Origin of the sequence: Nocardiopsis ganjiahuensis DSM 45031 (assembly GCF_000341085.1) — a bacterium.
Lineage (GTDB): Bacteria > Actinomycetota > Actinomycetes > Streptosporangiales > Streptosporangiaceae > Nocardiopsis > Nocardiopsis ganjiahuensis.
The window spans coordinates 209,131-231,451 of the sequence record NZ_ANBA01000015.1 but is presented as its reverse complement, the minus strand read 5'-3'; the positions used below and the strand labels follow the sequence as shown (position 1 = coordinate 231,451).

17 protein-coding genes and 3 tRNA genes are annotated in these 22,321 nt (G+C 71.7%); 9 read left to right on the top strand and 11 right to left on the bottom strand.

Annotated elements, in window-relative coordinates; genetic code table 11:
* Nucleotides 1-206: 206 nt before the first annotated feature.
* The 3 genes from D458_RS0122590 to D458_RS0122580 all read right to left on the bottom strand — a co-directional run bounded on the left by D458_RS0122590 (nt 207) and on the right by D458_RS0122580 (nt 7,373).
* Nucleotides 207-3,581: a pyruvate carboxylase gene (locus D458_RS0122590; protein ID WP_017589009.1), complete on the bottom strand. Its 3,375-nt coding sequence runs from the start codon at nt 3,579-3,581 to the stop codon at nt 207-209.
* 126 nt (nt 3,582-3,707) lie between these two features.
* Nucleotides 3,708-5,432 carry a flavin-containing monooxygenase gene (locus D458_RS0122585; RefSeq protein ID WP_017589008.1) on the bottom strand — a complete coding sequence of 575 codons (1,725 nt, stop codon included), beginning with the start codon at nt 5,430-5,432 and terminating at the stop codon, nt 3,708-3,710.
* 354 nt (nt 5,433-5,786) lie between these two features.
* Nucleotides 5,787-7,373, bottom strand: coding sequence for a BCCT family transporter (locus D458_RS0122580; RefSeq protein WP_017589007.1), 1,587 nt, complete (start codon nt 7,371-7,373; stop codon nt 5,787-5,789).
* Nucleotides 7,374-7,608: 235 nt separating this feature from the next.
* Here D458_RS0122580 and D458_RS0122575 point away from each other — a divergent pair, with 235 nt between their 5' ends.
* The 4 genes from D458_RS0122575 (at nt 7,609) to D458_RS0122560 (ending at nt 11,012) form a co-directional block, all read left to right on the top strand.
* Nucleotides 7,609-8,487, top strand: coding sequence for a TetR/AcrR family transcriptional regulator (locus tag D458_RS0122575; protein WP_026119587.1), 879 nt, complete (start codon nt 7,609-7,611; stop codon nt 8,485-8,487).
* Between the two features lie 77 nt (nt 8,488-8,564).
* A complete protein-coding gene (locus tag D458_RS0122570) occupies nt 8,565-9,476 on the top strand; it encodes a BKACE family enzyme (RefSeq protein ID WP_017589005.1) in 912 nt (303 codons plus the stop codon).
* Between the two features lie 97 nt (nt 9,477-9,573).
* A complete protein-coding gene (locus D458_RS0122565) occupies nt 9,574-10,566 on the top strand; it encodes a 3-hydroxyacyl-CoA dehydrogenase NAD-binding domain-containing protein (RefSeq protein WP_017589004.1) in 993 nt (330 codons plus the stop codon).
* Nucleotides 10,563-11,012 (top strand): thioesterase family protein, encoded by a 450-nt coding sequence (locus D458_RS0122560; protein WP_017589003.1) that lies wholly within the window; start codon nt 10,563-10,565, stop codon nt 11,010-11,012. The genes D458_RS0122565 and D458_RS0122560 overlap by 4 nt, the downstream gene beginning before the upstream one ends.
* Nucleotides 11,013-11,137: 125 nt before the next feature.
* On the opposite strand, the gene D458_RS0122555 is transcribed toward D458_RS0122560, so the two are convergent.
* Nucleotides 11,138-12,088 carry an alpha/beta hydrolase gene (locus D458_RS0122555; protein ID WP_017589002.1) on the bottom strand — a complete coding sequence of 317 codons (951 nt, stop codon included), beginning with the start codon at nt 12,086-12,088 and terminating at the stop codon, nt 11,138-11,140.
* A gap of 76 nt (nt 12,089-12,164) precedes the next feature.
* On the bottom strand, nt 12,165-12,833 hold the full coding sequence (locus tag D458_RS0122550; protein ID WP_449406593.1) for a TetR/AcrR family transcriptional regulator: 669 nt from the start codon (nt 12,831-12,833) through the stop codon (nt 12,165-12,167).
* Between the two features lie 184 nt (nt 12,834-13,017).
* Between D458_RS0122550 and D458_RS0122545 the strand changes: the two genes are divergently transcribed.
* Nucleotides 13,018-13,782: an SDR family NAD(P)-dependent oxidoreductase gene (locus tag D458_RS0122545; RefSeq protein ID WP_017589000.1), complete on the top strand. Its 765-nt coding sequence runs from the start codon at nt 13,018-13,020 to the stop codon at nt 13,780-13,782.
* A gap of 123 nt (nt 13,783-13,905) precedes the next feature.
* Here the strand turns inward: D458_RS0122545 and D458_RS0122540 are convergent, their stop codons facing one another.
* Together D458_RS0122540 and D458_RS0122535 are read right to left on the bottom strand one after the other, a co-directional pair.
* Entirely contained in the window at nt 13,906-14,832 is a 927-nt protein-coding gene (locus tag D458_RS0122540; protein ID WP_026119585.1) for a universal stress protein, read from the bottom strand.
* A 207-nt stretch (nt 14,833-15,039) separates the two neighbouring features.
* Entirely contained in the window at nt 15,040-16,152 is a 1,113-nt protein-coding gene (locus D458_RS0122535) for a hypothetical protein (protein WP_017588998.1), read from the bottom strand.
* 232 nt (nt 16,153-16,384) lie between these two features.
* Between D458_RS0122535 and D458_RS0122530 the strand changes: the two genes are divergently transcribed.
* The 3 genes from D458_RS0122530 (at nt 16,385) to D458_RS0122515 (ending at nt 18,888) form a co-directional block, all read left to right on the top strand.
* Entirely contained in the window at nt 16,385-17,230 is an 846-nt protein-coding gene (locus tag D458_RS0122530) for a MerR family transcriptional regulator (protein WP_017588997.1), read from the top strand.
* 3 nt (nt 17,231-17,233) lie between these two features.
* Nucleotides 17,234-18,208, top strand: a complete 975-nt coding sequence (locus tag D458_RS0122525; protein WP_017588996.1) for an arsenic resistance protein — start codon at nt 17,234-17,236, stop codon at nt 18,206-18,208.
* Between the two features lie 182 nt (nt 18,209-18,390).
* Nucleotides 18,391-18,888, top strand: a complete 498-nt coding sequence (locus D458_RS0122515; protein ID WP_017588994.1) for a DinB family protein — start codon at nt 18,391-18,393, stop codon at nt 18,886-18,888.
* A 226-nt stretch (nt 18,889-19,114) separates the two neighbouring features.
* Here D458_RS0122515 and D458_RS0122510 read toward each other — a convergent pair whose 3' ends face one another.
* The 4 genes from D458_RS0122510 to D458_RS0122495 form a co-directional block, all read right to left on the bottom strand.
* Entirely contained in the window at nt 19,115-20,593 is a 1,479-nt protein-coding gene (locus D458_RS0122510) for an aldo/keto reductase (protein ID WP_338037020.1), read from the bottom strand.
* Nucleotides 20,594-20,653: 60 nt separating this feature from the next.
* Nucleotides 20,654-20,727, bottom strand: a tRNA-Val gene (locus tag D458_RS0122505).
* 13 nt (nt 20,728-20,740) lie between these two features.
* Nucleotides 20,741-20,811 (bottom strand) — tRNA-Cys (locus D458_RS0122500).
* A 40-nt stretch (nt 20,812-20,851) separates the two neighbouring features.
* A tRNA-Gly gene (locus D458_RS0122495) sits at nt 20,852-20,924 on the bottom strand.
* A 207-nt stretch (nt 20,925-21,131) separates the two neighbouring features.
* On the opposite strand from D458_RS0122495, the gene D458_RS0122490 reads away from it, so the two are divergent.
* Nucleotides 21,132-22,310, top strand: a complete 1,179-nt coding sequence (locus D458_RS0122490; RefSeq protein ID WP_026119584.1) for a molybdopterin molybdotransferase MoeA — start codon at nt 21,132-21,134, stop codon at nt 22,308-22,310.
* Nucleotides 22,311-22,321: the final 11 nt, after the last annotated feature.

The window sequence follows — 22,321 nt, the reverse complement described above, 5'->3', positions numbered from 1 at the left end:
GATCCATCCGGTTCGAGGGCTGGGCGGGTCCAGTCTGGCTGATCCCGCCCGGTTCGCAAAGCCCGGATCCGCGCGGAAACCCCTGCGGCACAAGGCTTCCGGCGTTGTGACCGGTGGGCGCGCCCCATGCCCTGGCCCCGGGCGGCCGCCGGTCACGACGGCTGCCCGGAGCCCTTGGGAGCCACGGACGCTCCGGGCCCGGAACCTCAGCCCAGCTGGACGATCAGGTCGCCGCCCTCCACGCGCCGAACGCCGTCGACGGCCACCCGGGAGACCACACCGTCCTGCGGTGCCGTGATCGAGGCCTCCATCTTCATCGCCTCGATGGTGGCGACCGTGTCCCCGGTCTTGACCTCGTCGCCCACGGCCACCACCGGGGTGACCACACCGGCGAAGGGCGCCGCGACCTGGGAGGGGTCGTTGCGGTCGGCCTTCTCCGCCTCGGGCACGTCCGAGGCCAGTGACCGGTCCCGCACGTGCAGCGGCCGGAGCTGGTCGTTGAGGGTGGTCATGACGGTGCGCATGCCGCGCTCGTCGGCCTCGCTCACCGCCTGGAGGCCGATGAGCAGGCGCACACCCGGCTCCAGGTCCACCACGTGCTCCTCGCCCTCGCGCAGACCGTAGAAGAAGTCCTTGCTGTCGAGCACGCTGGTGTCGCCGTAGGCGGCGCGGTGCGCCTCGAACTCCTTCGTGGGTCCGGCGAACAGCAGCCGGTTCAGGGTGGCGCGCGGCTCCTCGGCCAGCCCGGCGCGGTCCACCTCGCTCAGCTCCTCGGTGGCACGGGGCTCGCCGCGCCCGCGCAGCGCCTTGGTGCGGAACGGCTCGGGCCACTCGCCCGGGGGCACACCCAGCTCACCGCGGAGGAAGCCCACCACCGAGTCGGGCACGTCGAACCGGTCCGGGTCCTTCTCGAACTCCTCGGGGGAGACCCCGGCGCCCACCAGGTGCAGGGCCAGGTCGCCCACCACCTTGGAGGAGGGGGTCACCTTCACCAGGCGGCCCAGCATGCGGTCGGCGGCGGCGTACATCGCCTCGATGTCCTCGAACCGGTCGCCCAGCCCCAGCGCGGTGGCCTGGGTGCGCAGGTTGGACAGCTGGCCGCCGGGGATCTCGTGGTGGTAGACCCGCCCGGTCGGGGAGCTCAGGCCCGCCTCGAAGGGCGCGTACACCCGGCGTACCGCCTCCCAGTACGGCTCCAGCTCGTTCACCGCGTCCAGGGACAGCCCGGTGGGGGTGGCGGAGTGGTCGAAGGCGGCCACGATCGCCGAGAGCGAGGGCTGCGAGGTGGTGCCCGCCATGGAGGCGACGGCGCCGTCCACCGCGTCCGCGCCGGCGTTCACCGCGGCGAGGTAGGTGGCGAGCTGGCCGCCCGGGGTGTCGTGCGTGTGCACGTGGACCGGCAGGTCGAACTCGCTCCGCAGCGCGCTCACCAGGCGGGCGGCGGCCGGGGCGCGCAGCAGCCCGGCCATGTCCTTGACGGCGAGCACGTGCGCGCCGGACTCCACGATCCGCTCGGCCAGCCTCAGGTAGTAGTCCAGCGTGTACAGCTTCTCGGCCGGGTCCGACAGGTCGGCGGTGTAGCACAGCGCCACCTCGGCGACCCCGGTGCCGGTCTCGCGGACCGCCTCGATCGCCGGGCGCATCTGCTCGACGTCGTTGAGGGCGTCGAAGATCCGGAAGATGTCCACACCCGTGGCGGCGGCCTCGCGCACGAACGCGTTGGTGACCTCGGTGGGGTAGGGCGTGTACCCGACCGTGTTGCGGCCGCGCAGCAGCATCTGCAGGGCCACGTTGGGCACGGCCTCGCGCAGTGCGGCGAGCCGCTCCCAGGGGTCCTCGGCGAGGAACCGCAGCGCCACGTCGTAGGTGGCGCCGCCCCAGCACTCCAGGGAGAGCAGTTCGGGCAGGGTGTGCGCCACGGCGGGCGCCGCCGCCAGCAGGTCCTGGGTGCGCACCCGGGTGGCCAGCAGCGACTGGTGGGCGTCGCGGAAGGTGGTGTCGGTGACCCCCAGCGTGTCGGAGGCGCGCAGCCAGCGCGCGAACCCCTCGGGGCCCAGCTCGGTCAGGCGCTGCTTGGACCCGGCCGGCGGCGCGCCTTCGGGAACGGCGGGCAGCTTGACGACCGGGTCGATCAGGTGCGGGCGCTCGCCGTGCGGCTTGTTCACCGTCACGTCGGCCAGGTAGGTGAGCAGGCGGGTGCCGCGGTCGGCGGAGGGCCGGGCGGTCAGCAGCTGGGGGCGCTCCTCGATGAACGAGGTCGTGACCCGGCCCTGCCGGAAGTCCTCGTCCTCCAGGACCGCCTGGAGGAAGGGGATGTTGGTGGAGATGCCGCGGATCCGGAACTCGGCGACCGCGCGCTGGGCGCGGCTCACCGCCGTGGCGAAGTCGCGGCCCCGACAGGTGAGCTTGACCAGCAGGGAGTCGAAGTAGGCGCTGACCTCCGAACCCGCGGCCGCGGTGCCGCCGTCCAGGCGGATGCCCGAGCCGCCGGGGGAGCGGTAGGCGCTGATCGTCCCGGTGTCGGGCCGGAAGCCGTTGGCCGGGTCCTCGGTGGTGATGCGGCACTGCAGGGCGGCGCCGTGCAGGACGATCGCGTCCTGGGACAGGCCCAGGTCGGCGAGGGTCTCACCGGAGGCGATCCGGATCTGCGACTGCACGAGGTCGACGTCGGTGACCTCCTCGGTCACCGTGTGCTCGACCTGGATGCGCGGGTTGAGTTCGATGAACACGTGCCGGCCGTCCCGGCCCACCAGGAACTCGACCGTGCCCGCGTTGCGGTAGCCCAGCTCCCGGGCCAGCCGCACCGCGTCCTGGCACATGCGCTCGCGCAGCTCCGGGTCGAGGTTGGGCGCCGGGGCCAGTTCCACGACCTTCTGGTGGCGGCGCTGCACCGAGCAGTCGCGCTCGTACAGGTGGATGACGTTGCCCTCGCCGTCGGCGAGGATCTGCACCTCGATGTGGCGCGGGTCCACCACGGCGCGCTCCAGGAACACCGTGGGGTCGCCGAAGGCGGTCTCGGCCTCGCGCATGGCCGCCTCGATGGACTCCCGGAGCGCGGGGCGCGCGTCCACACGGCGCATGCCCCGGCCGCCGCCGCCGGCCACGGCCTTGACGAACACGGGGAAGCCGATCTCCTCGGCCGCGGCCACCAGCCCGTCCACGTCGGTGGAGGGCTCGGTGGAGTCCAGCACGGGGATGCCCGCCCGCTTGGCGGCGGCGATGGCGGTCGCCTTGTTGCCGGTCAGCTCCAGCACCTCGGCGGGCGGACCCACGAAGGTGATGCCCGCCTCGGCGCAGGCCCGGGCCAGCTCCGGGTTCTCCGACAGGAAGCCGTACCCGGGGTAGACGGCGTCGGCGCCCGCCTCCCGTGCCGCGCGGACGATCTCGTCGACCGACAGGTACGCGCGGACGGGGTGCCCGGGCTCCCCGATCTGGTAGGCCTCGTCGGCCTTGAGCCGGTGCAGCGAGTGGCGGTCCTCGTGGGGAAAGACCGCTACGGTGCGCGCCCCCACCTCGTGCCCCGCGCGCAACGCACGGATGGCGATCTCACCGCGGTTGGCCACCAGTATCTTCTCGAACATGCCGGATGCCTCCTGGACTCCGTGATGCGGCTGGCATGGTCCGGCGCCCTTGCCGGTGTTGCCGACGGCCGTGCCGGGGCACCGCCACTCCAAGGAAGCGGTGCCCCGGCAGGGCCAGTGGGAACCCTAACGAGCGGGCCGGAGGTGCTTTCGGCTGGGGTTGCCCCGGGACCGCTTCGCGGTGTGCGTGAAACCCGGGTAGCCCTGGGAGGCGATCCGATCGCACTGCTGCCGGTACAGGTTCAGGCCGCCCGCGTAGGGCATGAACACCCGCGGCTTGCCCTCGACGTTGGCGCCCATGTACCAGGAACCCGCCCGGGAGTAGAGGGTGTGGGAGGCGACCTCGGCGACGTGCGCCACCCAGGAGTCCTGGGCCTCCTCCTCCGCCTCGGCCGCCGCGACCCCCGAGCGCTCCAGGTGGTCGATGTAGTCGGTGATCCAGTCGACGTGCTGTTCGATGGAGGCCATCATGTTGGTGAGCACCGAAGGGCTCCCCGGGCCGGTGACCGTGAACAGGTTCGGGAACCCGGAGACCGCCACACCCAGGTAGGCGCGCGGACCGGCCCGCCACTCCTCGTCGATCCTTCGCCCGTCGCGACCGCGCAGGTCCATGCGGGTGTAGGCGCCGGTCATCGCGTCGAACCCGGTGGCGAAGACGATCACGTCGAACTCGTGGTCGGTGCCGTCGACCCGTACCCCGGTGGGGGTGATCCGCTCGATCGGGGTGTCCCGGACCGAGACCAGGGACACGTTCTCCCGGTTGAAGGCCTCGTAGTAGCCGGTGTCCAGGCAGATGCGCTTGGTGGCGATGGGGTAGTCGGCGGGGGTCAGCAGCTCCGCCGTACGCGGGTCCCGGACGGTCTCCCGTATGCGCTCGCGCACGTAGTCGGCGGCGATCGTGTTCGAGGTCTCGTCCATGAGCAGGTCCCCGAAGGCGGAGATGAATCCCAGGCCGCCCCGGTGCCAGCGGCGCTCCAGCTCCGCGGTCCGCTCCGTCTCCGTCAGGTCGGCGGCGTTGCCGGGAGGCGGGTCCAGCAGCAGCCCGACGGCGGTGTCCCGGGCCTCTTCCCGCAGCTCCGGGTAGCGGTCGCGGACGTCGTCGAACTCCTCCTCGGTGAGGGGGCGGTTGCGGGCGGGGACGGTGTAGTGCGGAGTGCGCTGGAAGACGGTGAGGTGCTCGGCCAGGTTCGCGATCTCGGGGACGGCCTGGATCCCGGAGGAGCCGGTGCCGATCACGGCCACCCGCTTCCCGGACAGGTCGACCCCCTCGTGAGGCCAGTGGGCGGTGTGGTGGACCTCGCCCAGGAAGCCGTCGAGCCCGTCGATGCCGGGGGCCTGGGCCGCGGACAGGCACCCCAGCGCGGTGACCAGGTAGCGGGCCTCGACACGTCGCCCGGTGTCGGTGGCCAGCAGCCACAGACACCGGTCCTCGTCGTAGTGGGCGGAGCTCACCCGGGTCCCGAAGGTGATGCTGCGGCGCAGGTCCAGGCGGTCCGCGACGTGTTCGGCGTAGGAGAGGATCTCGGGCTGGGCGGCGTAGCGCTCGCTCCAGACCCACTCCTGCTGGAGGTCCTCGTCGAAGGAGTAGGAGTAGAAGACCGACTCGGCGTCGCAGCGGGCACCCGGGTAGCGGTTCCAGTACCAGGTGCCGCCGACACCGTCTCCGGCCTCGAAGGCGTGCGCGGTCAGGCCGAGGCGGTCGCGCAGGCGGTGAAGGGCGTACATGCCGCCGAACCCCGCCCCGATGACGGCCGCGTCCAGCCGGACCGGCTCGGGTGCGGCGGGCGGTGGGGCGGAGGGGGAACGGGGGGCGGGAATCTGCGCGCTCTGGTTCGGGGGGAGGTGCGGCATGGGTTCCTTCCGATGCGCCCGGGGGGTGGGGCAGGGCGGCGCCACATTAACCGCTGAAAGCTCGAAAAGAAAGGGTTTTCGCACCGATCGGCATGATGAAGATCGCTCTGTGTGACTGCGTGTACCCGTGTGTACCCGTGTCCGAATTCGTGTTCCCGGTGGCCGTTCCCGAACGGCCACCGGGGCACCTGGTGGCCCGGTTTTCCCGTGACCAGGCCACCGGGTGGCCAGGTTTTTCACCACCCGGCCACCAGGTCAGGACCCGAAAGTCCAGAACTGTTGTCGGTGGGGTCCCAGGGGCTGAGACCTCGGCGCGAGGACCGGGGCGGTGACGGGGTGGGTGCCCCGGCCGGGTCAGGCCGCGGTCCGGTCCGGACCGCTCTCGGGGGCGGACTCCGCCGGACCGCCCTCGGGAGCGTGTTCCGCCGTGGCGCCCTCGTGGGCGCGGAGCCAGCGGACGAGGGAGACGGCCACCAGGCTCAGGATGGCGATCAGCGGGAACGCGGTCACGACCGACAGGCTCTGCAGTGCTTCGGTGCCCCCCGCGGACATCACCGAGACCGACACCGCGGTGAGCACGCAGGCCCACAGCACGCGGTTGAACCGCGAGGGCTCGACATCGTTGGGCAGGTCGCGCGAGGTGGCCGACCCCATGATGTAGGACGCCGAGTCCAGGGTCGTGGCCAGGAAGATCAGCAGGAGCACCAGGAAGAGCGGCGTGATGACCTCCCTGAGCGGGAACGCCTCCAGTGTGGCGAAGATGGCCGAAACCGCACCCTCGGCCTCCAGGGTGTCGACGATGTCCGCGTTCCCCCGCAGCTCGAAGGCCATCCCGGAGTTGCCGAGCAGGGCGAACGCGAGCCAGCAGCCCAGGCTTCCGAAGCCGCACATCCCGACGATGATCTGCCGGACGGTGCGGCCCTTGGAGATCTTGGCGCAGAACATGCCGACGAACGGGCCGTAGGAGATCCACCAGCCCCAGTAGAAGACGGTCCAGGTCTCCTGGAAGCCCGAACCCCCGACGGGATCCGTGTAGGTGCTCATGCGCAGGATGTTCTGGGCGAGCATGCCGACGCTGTTGGTGAGGGTGTCGATGACGAACACCGCCGGCCCCACCAGCAGGATCAGGACCCCCAGGGTCGCGGCCAGGTAGAGGTTGAGGTTGGCGAGGCGCTTCAGGCCGCGGTGCAGCCCGAGGAAGACGCTGCCGGCGAACAGCAGGGTCCACAGGCCGATGACGACGGTGTTGAGGGTGGCTCCCGCCTCGATCCCCAGCATGCGGGAGGCGCCTTCGGCGATGGTGGGCACGGCCAGGCCCAGAGAGGTGCCGGCCGCGCCGATCATCCCGATGATGAAGAAGACGTCGATCACCCGCCCGGGCCAGCGGTCGACGCGGTCGCCCAGCACGCCCCGGCAGGCCTCGCTGAGGCGCAGGTGGCGGGCGCGCCGTACGTGGTAGGCGTACGCGAGGGCCAGGGTCGGGACGCAGAAGACGGCCCAGGCGGTGGGGCCCCAGTGGAAGAGGGGGTAGGTGGCCGACCACTCGGCGGCCTCGGCGCCACGCGGTTCGAGCTGGTAGGGGGGATCCACGTGGTAGTGCGCCCACTCGATGATTCCCCAGTACATGAGGCCGCCGCCGATCGCGGCGGTGAAGATCATCGCGAGCCAGGTGGGGGTGGAGAACTCGGGGCGGTCCTCGGCGCCGCCCATCCTGATGTTGCCGTACCTGGAGAAGGCCAGCCAGACGAGCAGGAGGGCGAGTGCGACGACGAACCACATGTACGCCCAGCCGAGGTTCGACTGGAGTTGGGATAACACGCCCCCGAGGAGGCGCTCTCCCGCCTCCGGGGCGAGCACGAAGGGTGCGGTGAAGCCGACCACCATGATCAGGGCGGGCCAGAAGACTTTGCTGTCGATGTTCCAACGGATGGCTCGGGTCACCTCCGGGCTCGGGGTCAGGGGCCTTCTAGTTCCTACTGTGTTGCGGTTGACTTATCAAACAGTCAGGTGTCGCATCGTTGCGATTTCATCGTGCGCGCGAGGATGGAGTCAGAGAGAAAACGGCTGGTGGTAAGGGTTGCGTGACGCACGTGGGTGAGAGGTGGGATGTTTGTAACGAAGTGGCAACCAGAGGGCTCGTTGCGATTATCGCTATTCTGTTGCTACCTTCGCTTCCGTGAGCGACCAAGCAGATGTGCGCGGCAGGGCACGTGAGGCCATCCGCAGGTCCGGGCTGTCCCAGCGGGAGTTCGCGGGACGGCTCGGCCTCGACCCCACCAAGCTCTCCAAGTCCCTGACCGGGACCCGGCGTTTCACGGCCCTGGAACTGGCCGGGATCGCCGACGAGACGGGGGTGACCGTCCACTGGCTGCTCAACGGCGACGACGCGGCCGAGACCGTCTCGGCGGCTCCGCGCGACTCGTCGGCGGTGACTCCGCCGCCCGCGAGTCTGGCCGACCGGCCCGGAGCCGCCAAGGAGCACAACCGCAGACTCCAGATCATCGAGGCCGCGTGGCAGCTGATCGCCGAACACGGCTACCACTCGGTCCGGATCGCCCAGGTGGCCCAGCTGTGCGGGACGTCCAGCGCGACCGTCCACTACCACTTCCCGACCCGGGACCTCCTCCTGGAGGAGGCGCTGCGCCACTCGGTGAAGCAGGCGTTCGACCGCCAGGTGGCGAGCCTGCACACCATTCGCGATCCGCACGAGCGGCTTCTGCAGCTCATCGAGCTCCAGCTGCCCGGCTCCGAACGGCTGCGCCTGGAGTGGTCGGTCTGGATGCAGGTGTGGGCGGCCGCCGCCCTCGAGCCGGGGATGCGCGAACTGCACGCCGACTCCTACCGGCGCTGGCACGAGACCATCGCCCGCACCCTGCGCGAGGGGCAGGAGAGCGGGTCCTTCCGCGCCTTCGACGGCGAGGAGATGACCAGACGCCTCACCGCCCTCATCGACGGCATGGGGATCCAGGTCATGACCGGGATGCCCGGGCGGTCCGTCGAGCACATGCGCACCACGCTTCACGCGGTCATCGAGAAGGACGTTCTCGCGGACTGATCAGCCCGGCCGGGCGGCGACCCCTCCCGGCCCCGGGCACGCAGGACCCACACGGACTACGGAGACAGAGCACCGCCATGAGCGACACCATGAACCACAAGCCCATCCTGACCTGTGCCCTCACCGGCGCCGGGGACACCGTCGGCCGGAGCGAGCACGTTCCGGTGACCCCCGAGCAGATCGCGGCCTCGGCGGTCGAGGCTGCCGAGGCCGGGGCCAGCGCGGTGCACATCCACGTGCGCGACCCGAAGACGGGCGCGCCCTCGCGGGACAACGCGCTCTACCGTGAGGTCGTCGACCGCATCCGCCAGACCGGCATCGACATCGTCATCAACCTCACCGCCGGCATGGGCGGCGACCTGGTGATCGGCCAGGAGGACCCGCTGCGCTTCGAGGAGGGCACCGACCTGGTCAACGGGCTGGACCGCCTGCCGCACGTGGAGGAGCTGCTCCCGGACATCTGCACCCTGGACTGCGGCAGCCTCAACTTCGGCGACGGCAGCAACGTCTACATCTCCACTCCGGACATGCTGCGGGCGGGCGCCAAGCGCATCCAGGAACTGGGTGTGCGCCCGGAGCTGGAGATCTTCGACACCGGCCAGCTGTGGTTCGCCAAGACGATGCACGCCGAGGGCCTCATCGACGACCCGTCGATGTTCCAGCTGTGCACCGGCATCCCCTACGGCGCGCCGTCCGACCCGGCGGTCCTCCAGTCGATGGTGAACATGCTGCCCGAGGGCGCCGAGTGGGCGAGCTTCTCCATCGGTCGCAAGCAGATGCCGTGGGTGGCGCAGTCGGTGCTGCTCGGCGGGCACGCCCGGGTGGGGCTCGAGGACAACCTGTACCTCAGCCGCGGGGTGAAGGCCACCAACGGCCAGCTCACCGAGAAGGCCGTCAACATCATCGAGCAGCTCGGGGCCCGTGTGGCCACCCCGGAGGAGACCCGCGCCGTGCTCAAGCTCCGCAGCGCGAACGGGGCCCAGGCCTGACCGTCGCCGCGTCCGGCGGGCGCCCCCGCCCCGGCGGGTCCGGACCAGCCCGGATCCCGCCCCCCGCAACACGAGCCCCAGCAACATGAGGAACACGATGACCACACAGAACACCAGAACCACCCCCGAGGCCGTGCGCACGGTCGCCTGCGTCGGCGCGGGCGTCATCGGCGGAGGCTGGGTCGCCCACTTCCTCGGCCGCGGGTACCAGGTGGTCGCCTGGGACCCCGCCCCCGACGCCGAGGCCAAGCTCCGCGAACTGGTCGCCTCGGCCTGGCCCGCCCTGGAGCGGCTGGGCCTGGCCGAGGGAGCCTCGCAGGAGAACCTGCGGGTCGTCGACACCCTGGCCGAGGCCGTCTCCGACGCCGACTTCGTCCAGGAGAGCGCACCGGAGCGCCTCGACCTCAAGATCGACCTGCTGGCCGAGATCGACGCCGCCACCCCCGCGGGTGTGGTCATCGGCTCGTCCACCTCCGGCTACAGCATGAGCGAGATGCAGGTGAAGGCGGCCGACCCGGGACGGCTCGTGGTCGGGCACCCGTTCAACCCGCCCTACCTCGTCCCCCTGGTCGAGGTCGTCGGCGGCGGACTCAGCGAGCAGTGGGCCGTCGACTGGGCCTCGGACTTCTACCGTGTCGCGGGCAAGTCGGTGATCAGCATGGACCAGGAGCTTCCCGGGTTCATCGGCAACCGCATCCAGGAGGCCGCCTGGCGCGAGGCCCTGCACATGGTCGCCGAGGGCGAGGCGACGGTGGAGCAGATCGACCTGGCGATGACCAGCGGGCCCGGGCTGCGCTGGGCCTTCTTCGGCCCCTGCCTGACCTTCCACCTGGCCGGAGGAGAGGGCGGTATGGCGCACATGCTGGACCACTTCGGTCCGTCCCTCAAGTCCCCGTGGACCCGTCTCGAGGCCCCCGAACTCACCGAGGAGCTGCGTGACCGCATGGTGAAGGGCACCGACGAGGTCGTGGCCGGACGCTCCACCGCCGAACTCATCGCCCAGCGGGACCGCCGTCTCATCGCGGTGGCCCGGGCGCTCGAGGAGGTCGAGCGCGAGGAGGCCGCCGAGCTGGAGAGGCGGAACGCGTGAGCACGTCCTTCACCCAGCGGCTGCGGCCCGAGTGGATCGACTACAACGGACACCTCAGTGAGGCCTACTACGTCCTGGTCTTCGGGTTCGCGACGGACGCCCTCATGGACCGCGTCGGCCTGGACGCCGCCTACCGGGAGCGGTCCGGCTGCTCGCTGTACACGGTCGAGGCACACGTGAGGTACCTGGACGAGGTCGGTGCGGACGCCGAGGTCGAGGTCCTCACCCGGGTGATCGCTCCCGACACCGCCGCACCCGGCACCAAGAAGGTGCGGATCTGCCACGAGATGCGGGTCGACGGAGCCCTGGCGGCGACCGAGGAGCTCATGGCGCTCCACGTGGACCAGGGGCAGGGCCGGGCGGTCCCCCTCCCCGAGGAGGTGGCCGCGCGGCTGGCCGCACTCGCCGAACCCGCCCCCGACTACGCGGGCCGGTCCATCGGCTAGCTCGCCGCCGGCCGCGCCCATCCCAACCGCGTGGAGCGGGTAGCGGGGCGGTGGGACCGGAGCTCCTGGACCGGTGCTTCTCGGCCGGGCCCCGCGCCCCGTGCTTCCCGGGCAGTGTTGCGGGGTCAGGGATGCGGTGGAGCACCCTCCCCGAAGGCCGCGCGGAGCGCCTCGACCTGTTCGCGGCGGAACTCGCGGACCACGCCCGCCTCGGGGAAGAACGTGTCGAACCCGTGGAAGGCTCCCGGCACCACGGTCGTTCCGCAGGGCACCCCCGCGGCGCGGAGGCGTTCGGCGTACGCGAGGTCCTCGTCGTGGAACAGGTCGAGTGTGCCCACACCGATCCAGGCCGGAGGCAGTCCGGACAGGTCCGCGCGCCGGGCGGGGGCCGCGTAGGGGGAGACCTCCGCGGCCCCCGGGGCCCCGCCGAGATAGGACTCCCAGGCGAACCGGTTGTTGCCCACCGACCACATGCGGACGTCGAGGCCGTCCAGGTCGGTGCGCAGGGTGGTGCGGTCGTCCAGCATCGGGTAGACGAGCAGCTGGAACACCGGCCGGGGACCGCCGCGGTCGTGGCACATCAGCGCCAGGGCCGCGGCGGCGCCGCCGCCCGCGCTGGCCCCGCCGATCGCGACGCGGTCGGGGTCGAGGCCCAGCCGGTCGGCATTGTCGACCGTCCAGGAAAGGGCGGCGTAGGCGTCCTCGACCGGTGCCGGTGCGGTGTGGTCGGGCGCCTTGCGGTACCGGACGGCGACCACGGTGGCGCCCAGCTCCCGGGCGAACTCGATGCTCCCCTTCTCGTCCTGGATCGGGCTGCCGAAGAGGTACCCGCCGCCGTGGATCCACAGCAGGGCGGGGGAGGGACCCTCCGACGACCGGGGACGGTAGACGCGCAGGGCGACCGGGGGCGCGCCCCCGGGGCCCGGAGCGGCGTGTTCCTCGATCACCAGGTCCGAGGGGGTCGGGCCCGGCCGCATGCGGTCGGCGAGCCGTTGGGCCATGCGGGCCGTGCGCGGGCCGATGGACGGTGTGGGCAGGAACCGGGCGCGGGACAGGTCAGGGTGCAGCTGGGACATCGGGTTCCTCGGATGGTGGTGGGGGACGGGCGGTGGATCCGAGCGGCAGAGCGCTCCCTCCCGTCCGGAGAGCGCTCTATGTACGGGTGTTCCGCGCTCCGCGGCGCTCGGGGAGCGGTCCGAGACCGTCGCCGACGGTGGTCAGGGCCTCCTGGACCAGGCCGATCATGTTCCCGTCGTGCTGTCCGCCGGCGGCGAGCTGCTCCGAGGCCACCCGCAGCGCCACGTTGATGGCGGCGGCTTGGACCCGGACGGACAGGGTGTCGGGTGTGGCGCCGGCGCGTTCGGCGACGGCCTCGGCGAAGACGTCCTCGGCGGTGTGGTGGACCTCCAGCCACACGGCCCTGAGCCCGGGCTCCGTGCGGGTCATCCGGATGAGGTCGAGCGTCGGGGCGCCCAGGGCGGCTCCGGTGCCCCCGTCGAGGGCGCCCGAACGCTCCAGGTGCTCGGCGAGTGACAGCTCGGCGGGCCAGGACCGCAGGCGGTCCGCCACGAGGTCGAGCCCGTCGGTGAGCAGTGGGCGTACGCAGCTCTCCTTGCTCGGGAAGTAGCGCCACAGCGTACGGGTGGAGATCCCCAGTTCGTGGGCGATGTCGTCACCCGTGGTCGCGGCCACCCCCTTGGCGGTGAACAGCTCCACGGCGGCTCGGGCGATCTGCATGCGCACGACCTCCCTGCGTCGACTGCTCATGGGCGGCCGCCCCCGGACGGACGGCCCGGGGGAGGGGTTCTGGTCCTGGGGCACGCGCCCTCCTCCGTGTGTCTCCTCTGTGCCGCCAACTCTACTGAGCTGGTGGTCCTGCTCCAGAATAATTGTCTTTCAGTGACAAAAAGTCCTACAGTGACAATTGTGACCACGGAGGTCACCCGGGTCCGGCGCTCAGCGGGGCGCGGGGAAGAGCCCCAGCAGGGGAGAACAGAGGAACGTCATGACCGCATCGGGTCTGGCCGGGAAGAACGCCGTCGTCACCGGGGGCGGCTCCGGCATCGGGCGGGCCACCGCGCTGCGCCTGGCACAGGAGGGAGCCCGGGTCCTGGTCGCCGACCTCGACGGTGACTCCGCCGCCACCGCCGTCCAGGAGATCCGCGCCGCCGGGGGCACCGCGGAGAGCGTCGCGGGCGACCTCAGCCGCCAGGAGGTCGTGGACGAGGTCGTCGCCACCGCCCTGGAGAGCTTCGGAGGGATCGACGTCCTGGTCAACAACGCCGGGATCATGGACGACATGTCCGCGACCGCCGACGTCACCGACGCGCTCTGGGAGCGGCTCATCCGGGTCAACCTGACCGCGCCCTTCCTGCTCACCCGCGCCGTCCTGCCGCACATGGTCGAGCGGGGCCGGGGATCCGTGGTGTTCACCGCATCCGAGGCCTCCCTGCGCGGCAGCGCCGCCGGGGCCGCCTACACCGCCGCCAAGCACGGGGTGGTGGGCCTGGTGAAGTCCACCGCGGTCATGTACCGGGACCAGGGCATCCGGGTCAACGCGGTCGCCCCGGGCGGTACGGCCACCGGGATCAGGGTCGACGCGGACGCCGAGGCGTCCGGACCGGCCGTCCTGGGCCGCTACATGGGCAACATGGGCGGGGTCGCCCAGGCCGACGAACTCGCCGCGGCCATCGTCTTCCTGGCCTCCGACGCCGCGAGCAACATCAACGGCGTACTGCTTCCGGTGGACGGCGGCTGGTCGGCGGTCTGACCGGCATCCTCCGGCTCTCGGCCTCGGACCGGATCCGGGGCGCGACGGCCCCCGGAACACACCGGCCCCGGAAGCGGGCGGGCCCCGGAGCCCGTACCCGGCTCCGGGGCCCGTCCGTGCCTGTCAGCGCCGTGGCCGGGGGTGCTTCGGCAACACCGCGACCGGCACGGTCGCCGCGTGCAGCACGCCCTGACTCACCGAACCCAGGAGCAGGCCGCGCACGCTGCCCCGACCCCGGGAACCGACCACGATCAGATCCGCGGCGGCACCGGCCTCGACGACGGCCTCGGCGGCGTCCTTGCCACTGCGCACGACGGAGACCCCCACACCCTCGGTCCCGCTGTCCGCGACCTGCGCCAGCATTTCCGAGACCATCTCCTGCGAACGCTCGTCCAGCAGGTCGTCCGGGGGAGACCAGCCGCCCGCGGCCAGGGCCTCGGAGTCGAAGGGCAGCGACACCTGCCAGCTGTGCACCACCACCACCGAACCGCCCTCGACCCGGGCGGCCTCCCGCAGGGCGAAGGCCAGCGCCCGCCGGGAGTTCTCGGAACCGTCCACCCCCACCACGATCCGGCGCGGCGGATCGGCCGGCACGGTCGTCCCGGCCGAGGGCACCACGACCACCGGGCACTCCGCGCGCGCCGCCATCCGCACGCTCACGGACGCGTCCAGCGCCGAACGCGCCGCGCCCAGGCCGCGTGAGCCCACGACCACGAGATCCTCCGGGGAGAGCCTGCGCAGCAGGGCGGTGGCGGGGTCCTCCAGCGCCAGGACTTCCCCCACCTGCACGTTCGGGTGCAGTTTGCGCACACGTTCGGTGGCCTCGGCCAGCACGCGGCGCCCCTGCTCGGTGACCTCCTCGGGTGGCGGGAACCGGGTGGGGCCCGCGTAGACGGACATCACCAGCGGCATCGCCAGGGCGTACACCACGTGCAGCGGCCACCCCAGCCGGTCGGCCTCCATGGCCGCCCAGGCCAGTGCGGTGGACGCGGCCGGAGACCCGTCGATCCCCACTGCGACCTTCGGCGCCCTCGTCTCGTTCTGCACCATCGACAGCCCCCTTCTGACAGGCGCCGCGAACATCACGGCTCCGTCAGGAGTCTTTCACCCGGTGTGTCCCGATCACAGCCCTCCAGGACGCCGTTTCCGCTGTGCCCTTCCGTTGCGCCTGCCCCGGTGGCCCTCCCGTCGCGACGGCCACCGGGCGGAGGGAGGCGGAGGGAGGCAGGCTCCCTCCGCCGGTTCGTGGGCTCCGGGTCAGCGGTTGACGGGTGTGTTGGGGGCCCAGGAGAACTCGCGGTCGTAGAGGTAGCGCAGTTCCGGATCCGACTCGAGAACGAGGTCCTGTCCCGCTCCCTCGACGTGCACCCTGCCGTCGTCCTGGATCTCCCAGCCGAGGGTGAAGGGCTCCCCGGTGTCACGGACCAGGCCGCGGTCCCCTTCCATGACCGGGTACAGGGAGACCTCGATCTCCCCCTCGCCGATGTGTTCGTACCGCCCTTCCCACAGGTCACCGTTGGCGTGGCGGATGGTGAGCATGTACGCGCCCGACATGGACGCGTACTGGCCGAAGGCGACCTCCTGCCATCGCTCGTCCTCGGAGAGCTGCGCGGCCGGTTCGGCGGTGTCGCCGACCACGCGGTAGACCCCGGGGAGCGGGGAGTCCGACGCCTGCGGCACCAGGGTCGGTGCCAGGGCGATCGGCCCCAGGAGGACCAGTACACCCAGGGAGCCGAAGATCCACCGGGTCACGGCGTGGACCCGCGGCCACGGGACCGGGCGCGGGGTCGTCGCCCCCTCGGTGGGACGGCCGGTGAGGAAGCGGAGGAGGCGCGGCACCTCCGGCAGCAGGACCAGGACACAGCCGACGGCCATGACGAGGGCCAGCTGCTTGACCGGGACGTCGTAGAGGAGGTTGAGCAGGAAGACCGCGCCCATCGCCATGGCGCCGAGGAGACCGCCGAGCCAGGCCGTGCGCCGCCAGATGAGCAGCGCCCCGGCGAGGATCTCGACCAGCCCCGAGAGGACCTGGAAGACCGGCGCGTAGGCGACGAAGCTCCACAGCAGCCCCATGGGGCTCTTCTCCCCGAAGGCGAGGAGGGCGCTGCTGTAGTCGAGGAGCCCCATCTGGCTCATCAGGACTTTCAACCAGCCGTAGATCATGAGGTAGTGGAAGAGCCACAGCCTCAGGAGGCCGTGCCCCATCCACAGCGCGGTGACCCACCCGGGCCGACCGGTTCCGGGGGGTGCGGCGGGCGGAGGCGGCGGTCCGTCGGTGGAGGCGGGCGCGGCGCCGGCCTCGGTGTCCTGTTCGTCGGAACCCTGCTCGTCGACCGGGGTCGAAGGGTGACCGGGGGCGGGGGAGGTCATCGTCCTCGTTTTCGTTGTCGGGGCTCGAAGGGGCGCGGTCCGCCCCCCGGTGTTCGAGTCTGCGGCAGTGCCCGGGGTTCCGGGAACCGAACGTTTTCTCGCGCGTGGCCAGTGGCGGCCGGAAGGCCCCGCCGGCCGGGTCCGGGGCACCGGACCCGGGGTGGGGGAGCCGAACTCCGGACCCCTCCCCGGGCTTGACCTTCGAGTCGACTCGAAGGCCTATCTTGGGCGCATGGTGTTGATGCGCGTCTCCGAGCTGGCCGAACGCTCCGGTGTTCCCGCCTCCACGCTGCGCTACTACGAAGAGCGCGGGCTGCTTCCCGCGCAGCGCTCCCCGGCCGGCTACCGTCTCTACGACCAGCGCTCGGTCGAACGGCTGGCGTTCATCGGCACCGCCAAACAGCTCGGCCTGGACCTGGACGAGATCGGCGAACTCACCGCGGTGTGGTCGGCCCATTCGTGTTCCCGGGTCAGGTCCGTGCTCCGGCCCCGGCTTGTCGAACGCCTGGCGGAGGTCCGCGAACGCAGCGCTGAGCTGGAGGAGTTCCGGTCCGTGCTCCGAGACGCGCTGCGGCGCCTGGACGCACTGCCCGACCGGGACACCCCCTGCGATCCGGACTGTGCCTTCCTCGCCGATGGCCCGGACCCCGCCCCGAACCCCGCCCCGGGCCCCGCCCGGCGTGTGGGCGCGCCTGCGGCCCGGCCCGCACGCCGTGCGCGTGAGCTGACCGTGTCCGCCACCCCGAGGGTCTCCTGCTCACTGGAGGAGGACGACCACCGGGAGCGCCTCGACCGGTGGCGCCTTCTGCTGGAGCCGGCCCGCCGGGTGCGCCACGCCCGCGGGAGTACCTGGACCCTCCCCCTGGAGAAGGCCGGGGCACTGGCCGAACTGGCCGCCGCCGAACAGCAGTGCTGTTCCTTCCTGGACCTGGGCATCGACTTCAGCGCCCGCCGGGTGCACCTGCGTGTGAGCACCGGCCCCGGCGACCCGCCCGCACCGGGCAGCCGCGCCGAGCAGGCCGCCCGCCTGCTGGGGGCCGAGCCATCGCAACCTCCGACCCCTTCCGAGGAGCCCTGACCGATGTCGATCGCCGAACGCCTCCAGAGTCTTCTGGTGGCCGTCGCGGCCCTGGCCGGGCTGGGGGCCGGGCTCCTTCTCCCGATCGGTGCGGCCGCGGAGCACGTCGTGCTGCCCGCCCTGCTGGTGATGCTCGCCGCCGTGTTCGTGCAGATGGACGCCGCCCAGGTGGCGCAGGCGCGGCGGGCGCGGTCCGTGGTGGCGGCCAGCCTGGTCCTCAACTTCGTCTTCACCCCGCTCCTGGCCTGGGTGCTGGGAGCGGGTCTGCTGGGTTCCGAACCGGACCTGCGGATCGGCCTGCTGTTGCTGCTGGTGACCCCGTGCACGGACTGGTACCTGGTCTTCACCGCCATGGCCCGCGGCCACACGGGTATCGCCGCGGCCCTGCTGCCGGTCAACCTCGTCCTGCAACTGCTGCTGCTACCGGTCTACGTGCTGCTCCTGGGCGGACGGGCAGCGATGGTCGACGGCGCGACCCTGGCCGAGTCGGTCCTGCTCGTCCTGGTCCTGCCGCTGACCCTGGCCGCGGTCACCCGCTGGGCCGCCGCCCGGTACAAGGGCGCCGACTGGCGCGACCGGATCGTGGTCGCCCCGGCCGCGCGGGTGGTGCTGCCGCTGCTGTACACGGCGGTCTTCGCCATGTTCGCCTGGCAGTCCCGCACCGTGACGGAGCACGCCCTGGACCTGCTGGCGCTCCTGCTGCCCCTGGCGGTCTTCTTCGTCCTGGCGCCCGTGGTCGCGGTGTCCGCGGCCGGGCTCCTGCGCCTGCCCGCGGAACAGAGGGTCACGCTGGTCATGACCACCACGGCGCGGAACTCGCCCATCGCGCTGGCCGTCGCGGTCGCGGCCTTCCCCGACCGGCCGCTGATCGCCCTCGCCCTGGTGGCGGGGCCGCTGCTGGAGCTGCCGCTGTTGGCCCTGCTGGCCCAGATCGTCCGCGTCCCGGCAACCCCGGACAGGACCCCCTCCGGCCCCTGAACGTCACCCCTGCCGGATACGGTGCGGACGACCGCGTCACGCGCGGTGCCGTCCGAGGGAGGGGCAGCCATGGACCGCTGGTTCGAGGACACCGGATCCGTCACGCCGTTCGCCGAGGATCCGACGGTGGCCAGGAGGTTCCACGAGGGCGTCTCCGGCCTGACGGGGGAGGTCGCCGCATCGTGTCCGACACCGAGATGACGACGCTGCTGGGCTTCTTGACCGACAAACGCGAACACGTCCTGGGCGCCCTCGAGGGCCTCGACGACGAAGCGCTCCGGCGCCCGGTACTGCCGTCCGGCTGGACCTGCCTGGGCCTCGTGCGCCATCTCGCCCTGGACGACGAGAAGTTCTGGTTCCGCGCCGTCGCGGCAGGCGAGCGGCTCGCCGTCGAAGAGATCCTGAGCTCCGGGGACGACGCCTGGAATCCCGCACCGGAGACGTCTGCACAGGAGGTTCTCGCCCTGTACCGCGAACAGATCGAGCTCTCCGACGTGATCCTCGCCGGCGCCGACCCGGACGCGGCCACGGCCTGGTGGCCGGACTTCTTCGACGGCTGGCGCTACGACACCCTTCGTGAAGTCGTCCTGCACGTCATCACGGAGACCGCGACCCACGCCGGGCACCTGGACGCTGTCCGGGAGCTCATCGACGGCAGGCAGCGGCTCGTCATCACCTGACCGCCCCGCTTCGGGAAAGGCCGCTCCGAGGGCGGCTTCCGACGTGTCCTCGTCTCGCGGCAGGGCAGATCTCGTGGACGGCCCCACGCGGCCCGGGTCGCTCCTGTCATCGACGGGAAGCCCCGGTGGATCCGTACCGGGCGCCCAACAGCTCCCCGCAGTGCCTGACATGTATGAGTGCCTCTCACCGCGGGCTGTGAGCGTGCCCGGTGAGTTTCCGCCGCTCTCAGCGTCGTCGCAGCGTCGGGTCGAGCAGCGCGGGCGGTGTGTCGTTCTTCTCCGCCGGGGCGAGATCGATCCCAGGGGGGACGATCGCGTCGATCGCGTCAAGGACCTCGGTGGACAAGACGGTGTCAGCGGCGGCGAGCTGGGAGCTGAGGTGCTCCAGGGTGCGCGGTCCGATGATCGCCGCGGTCACGGCCCGATGCGCGGTGACGAAGCCGAGGGCGAGCTGGATCATGGTCAGGCTGGCGTCGTCGGCGAGTTTCGCGAGCTGCTCGACGGCGTCGAGCTTGGCGCGGTTCGCGGGGACGGTGAGGTCGAAGCGCGGTTGCATGAACGTCGAGCGGCTGGTCGTGATCTCCCGGCCTTCGCGGACCGCGCCGGAGAGCCATCCCGACGCCAGCGGACTCCACGCCAGCACTCCCAGGCCGTGTTCCTCGGTGACGGGCAGCACGTGGCCCTCGATGCCCCGCTGGAGGATGGAGTAGTTCGGCTGTTCGGTGACGTAGCGGCCGAGTCGGCGGTCGTGGGCGACTCCCTGCGCTTGCACGATCCGGTAGGCGGGGAAGGTGGAGCTGCCGAAGTAGCGGATCTTTCCCGCCTGCTGCAGGTCCGTCAGCGCGGACAGTGTCTCCTCGTCGCTGGTGTTCGGGTCCCACCGGTGCATCTGATAGAGGTCGATGTGATCCACGCCGAGTCGGCGCAGGCTGCCTTCGAGCGCGGTGATCAGCCAACGGCGTGAACTTCCGCGGTGATTGCGGTCCTCACCCATGGGGAGCGTTGCCTTTGTCGCCAGGACGACATCGTCGCGGCGGTGCCCGAGCGCCTTGCCGAGCATCTCCTCGGACTCCCCGCTGCTGTACGCGTCAGCGGTGTCGATGAGGTTGATCCCCGCGTCGAGCGCGGAACCGACGAGGGAGTCGACGTCTTCCTGACCGGTTCGGCCGATCCGGCCGAAATTCATCGCGCCCAGCGCGAGGGTGCTGATCTGGACGCCGGTGCGTCCGAGGGTGCGGTACTGCATGAGCAGGGTTCCTTCCGGCGGGTGATCTTCTTCGGCGATCACGCTTCCTCTGGCACGATGGAAGCGGATCACTGTTCCAGATCGACTATACGGATCGATGTTCCGTTTATCAATCCCGTCGTCAGGAGGGCCTGTGACCAGCAGTGAGAAGCGACCCGTGCGGGCGAAGCGCGCCGATGCCCAGTGGAACGAGAAGGTGCTGCTCGATGCCGCCGCAGCCGTGTTCGGCGCTTCGGGGGTCGACGCGCCGGTTCGCGAGAACGCCGCGAAAGCGGGTGTCAGGATGGGGGACGATCTATCGTCAAGCCCGGTGGACGCGGAGCGTGGAGCGCTCACGCAAAGGGATCGGGGCCGGTCGTTCGGTATGGCGCCGATCCTCGAAGAGCACTGCTGTGGAAACAGCGAAAGCGGGCTCCCGGAGGAACCCGCTTCGAAGTCGATCTCCCAGATGTCTCCCACCACGGGGACCGGGGACACACCAGAGGCCAGATCCGAAGATCTGGCCTCTGGTCCTACTTGTGGGCGATACAGGACTCGAACCTGTGACCCCTACCGTGTCGAGGTAGTGCTCTAGCCAACTGAGCTAATCGCCCCAGTGAAACTGGGAGGTGGAGACGGGATTTGAACCCGTGTAGACGGCTTTGCAGGCCGCTGCCTCGCCTCTCGGCCACTCCACCGAGTACACGAGAGGCGATCTCTCGCCCCGCGTCTCCCTCGAGCGGACGACGGGATTCGAACCCGCGACCCTCACCTTGGCAAGGTGATGCTCTACCAGCTGAGCCACGTCCGCTTGCTGCTTCGGCCCGGCCCCCGTTTCCGTGGGCCCCGCCTTGCTGCTGATTAAGACTTTAGCGGAGATTCGACAGACGGCAAATCGGAGGTCGTCGGGGGGTGGTGCGGCGGTGGCTGGTGAGCGGAGCGCAAGCGGTAGCGTCCGCCTCATGTGGCCCGGGTAGACAAAGGGGCACACCCTCGGATCTGGAGTGGACGGAGCGGCATGGACGGTTCGGCGTGTGGCGGTCACCGAGGTGCCGTCCCTTGGGGGGCGGCGCGCGAGCGGGCCCGGCTGTTGGGGGAGGAACTGGGCTCCCCGGTACGCGAACTCCCGCTGGGGCGGGCGCTGGGCGGTGTGCTCTCCGGTGACCTGCGGGCCCTGGTGGGTTCGCCCGCCTTCGACGCCTCGGCGATGGACGGGTTCGCGGTGGCGGGGCCGGGTCCCTGGAAGCTGGTGGGGACCCAGTTGGCCGGGGTTCCGGTGGCCGGGCTCTGCCTGGGATCGGGTGAGGCCGTGGAGATCGCCACGGGCGCCCGGGCGCCCAAGGGCACGGAGGCGGTCCTGCCCTACGAGCTGGCCGACGTGGTGGACGGGTGGGTGCACGGTGAGGCCCTGCCGGGGCGGCACGTGCGCTGGTCGGGTGAGGAGACCGCCCCGGGGGAGACGGTGCTGGCGGAGGGAACCGAGGTGACCCCGGCCGTGCTGGGCCTGGCGGCGAGTCTGGGCCACGACCAGCTGGAGGTGCGTCTGCCGACGGTGTCCGTTCTGGTCACCGGCGACGAGATCGCCACGGCCGGGCTCCCCGGCGAGGGCGTGGTGCGGGACGCCATCGGCCCGCTGGTGCCGGGGGTGATCGCCTGGGCGGGCGCTCACCTGGAGCGGGTCCGGGTGCTGGGGGACGGTTACGCGGACCTCCGTGAGGCGTTGGCCACGGCCGGGACCGACGTGGTGGTGGTGTGCGGTTCCTCGTCCAAGGGCCCCGCCGACCACCTGCGCGGTGTGCTCCGGGAGGCAGGCGCCCGGACGGTCGTGGACGGGGTGGCCTGCCGCCCGGGGCACCCGCAGCTGCTCGCGCACGCCGACGGCACGGTGTTCGTGGGGCTCCCCGGCAACCCGAACGCCGCGCTGGTGGCCTCGCTCACCCTCCTGGTGCCCCTGCTGGGAGCGATGTCCGGGCGGCCCGATCCGGCCTCGGTTCCGGGAACGGTCCCCTTGGCGGGGGAGGTGCGTTCACGGCCCGACGACACCTGTCTGGTCGCGGTGCGGCTGCGGGAGGGGCGCGCCGAACCGGTGGGGCACGACCGCCCGGGCAGTCTGCGCGGCGCCGCCCTGGCCGAGGCGTACGCGGTGGTGCCCCCGGGGTGGTCCGGTGGCGAGGGGGAGCTGCTGCGCCTGCCGTGAGCCCGCACCCG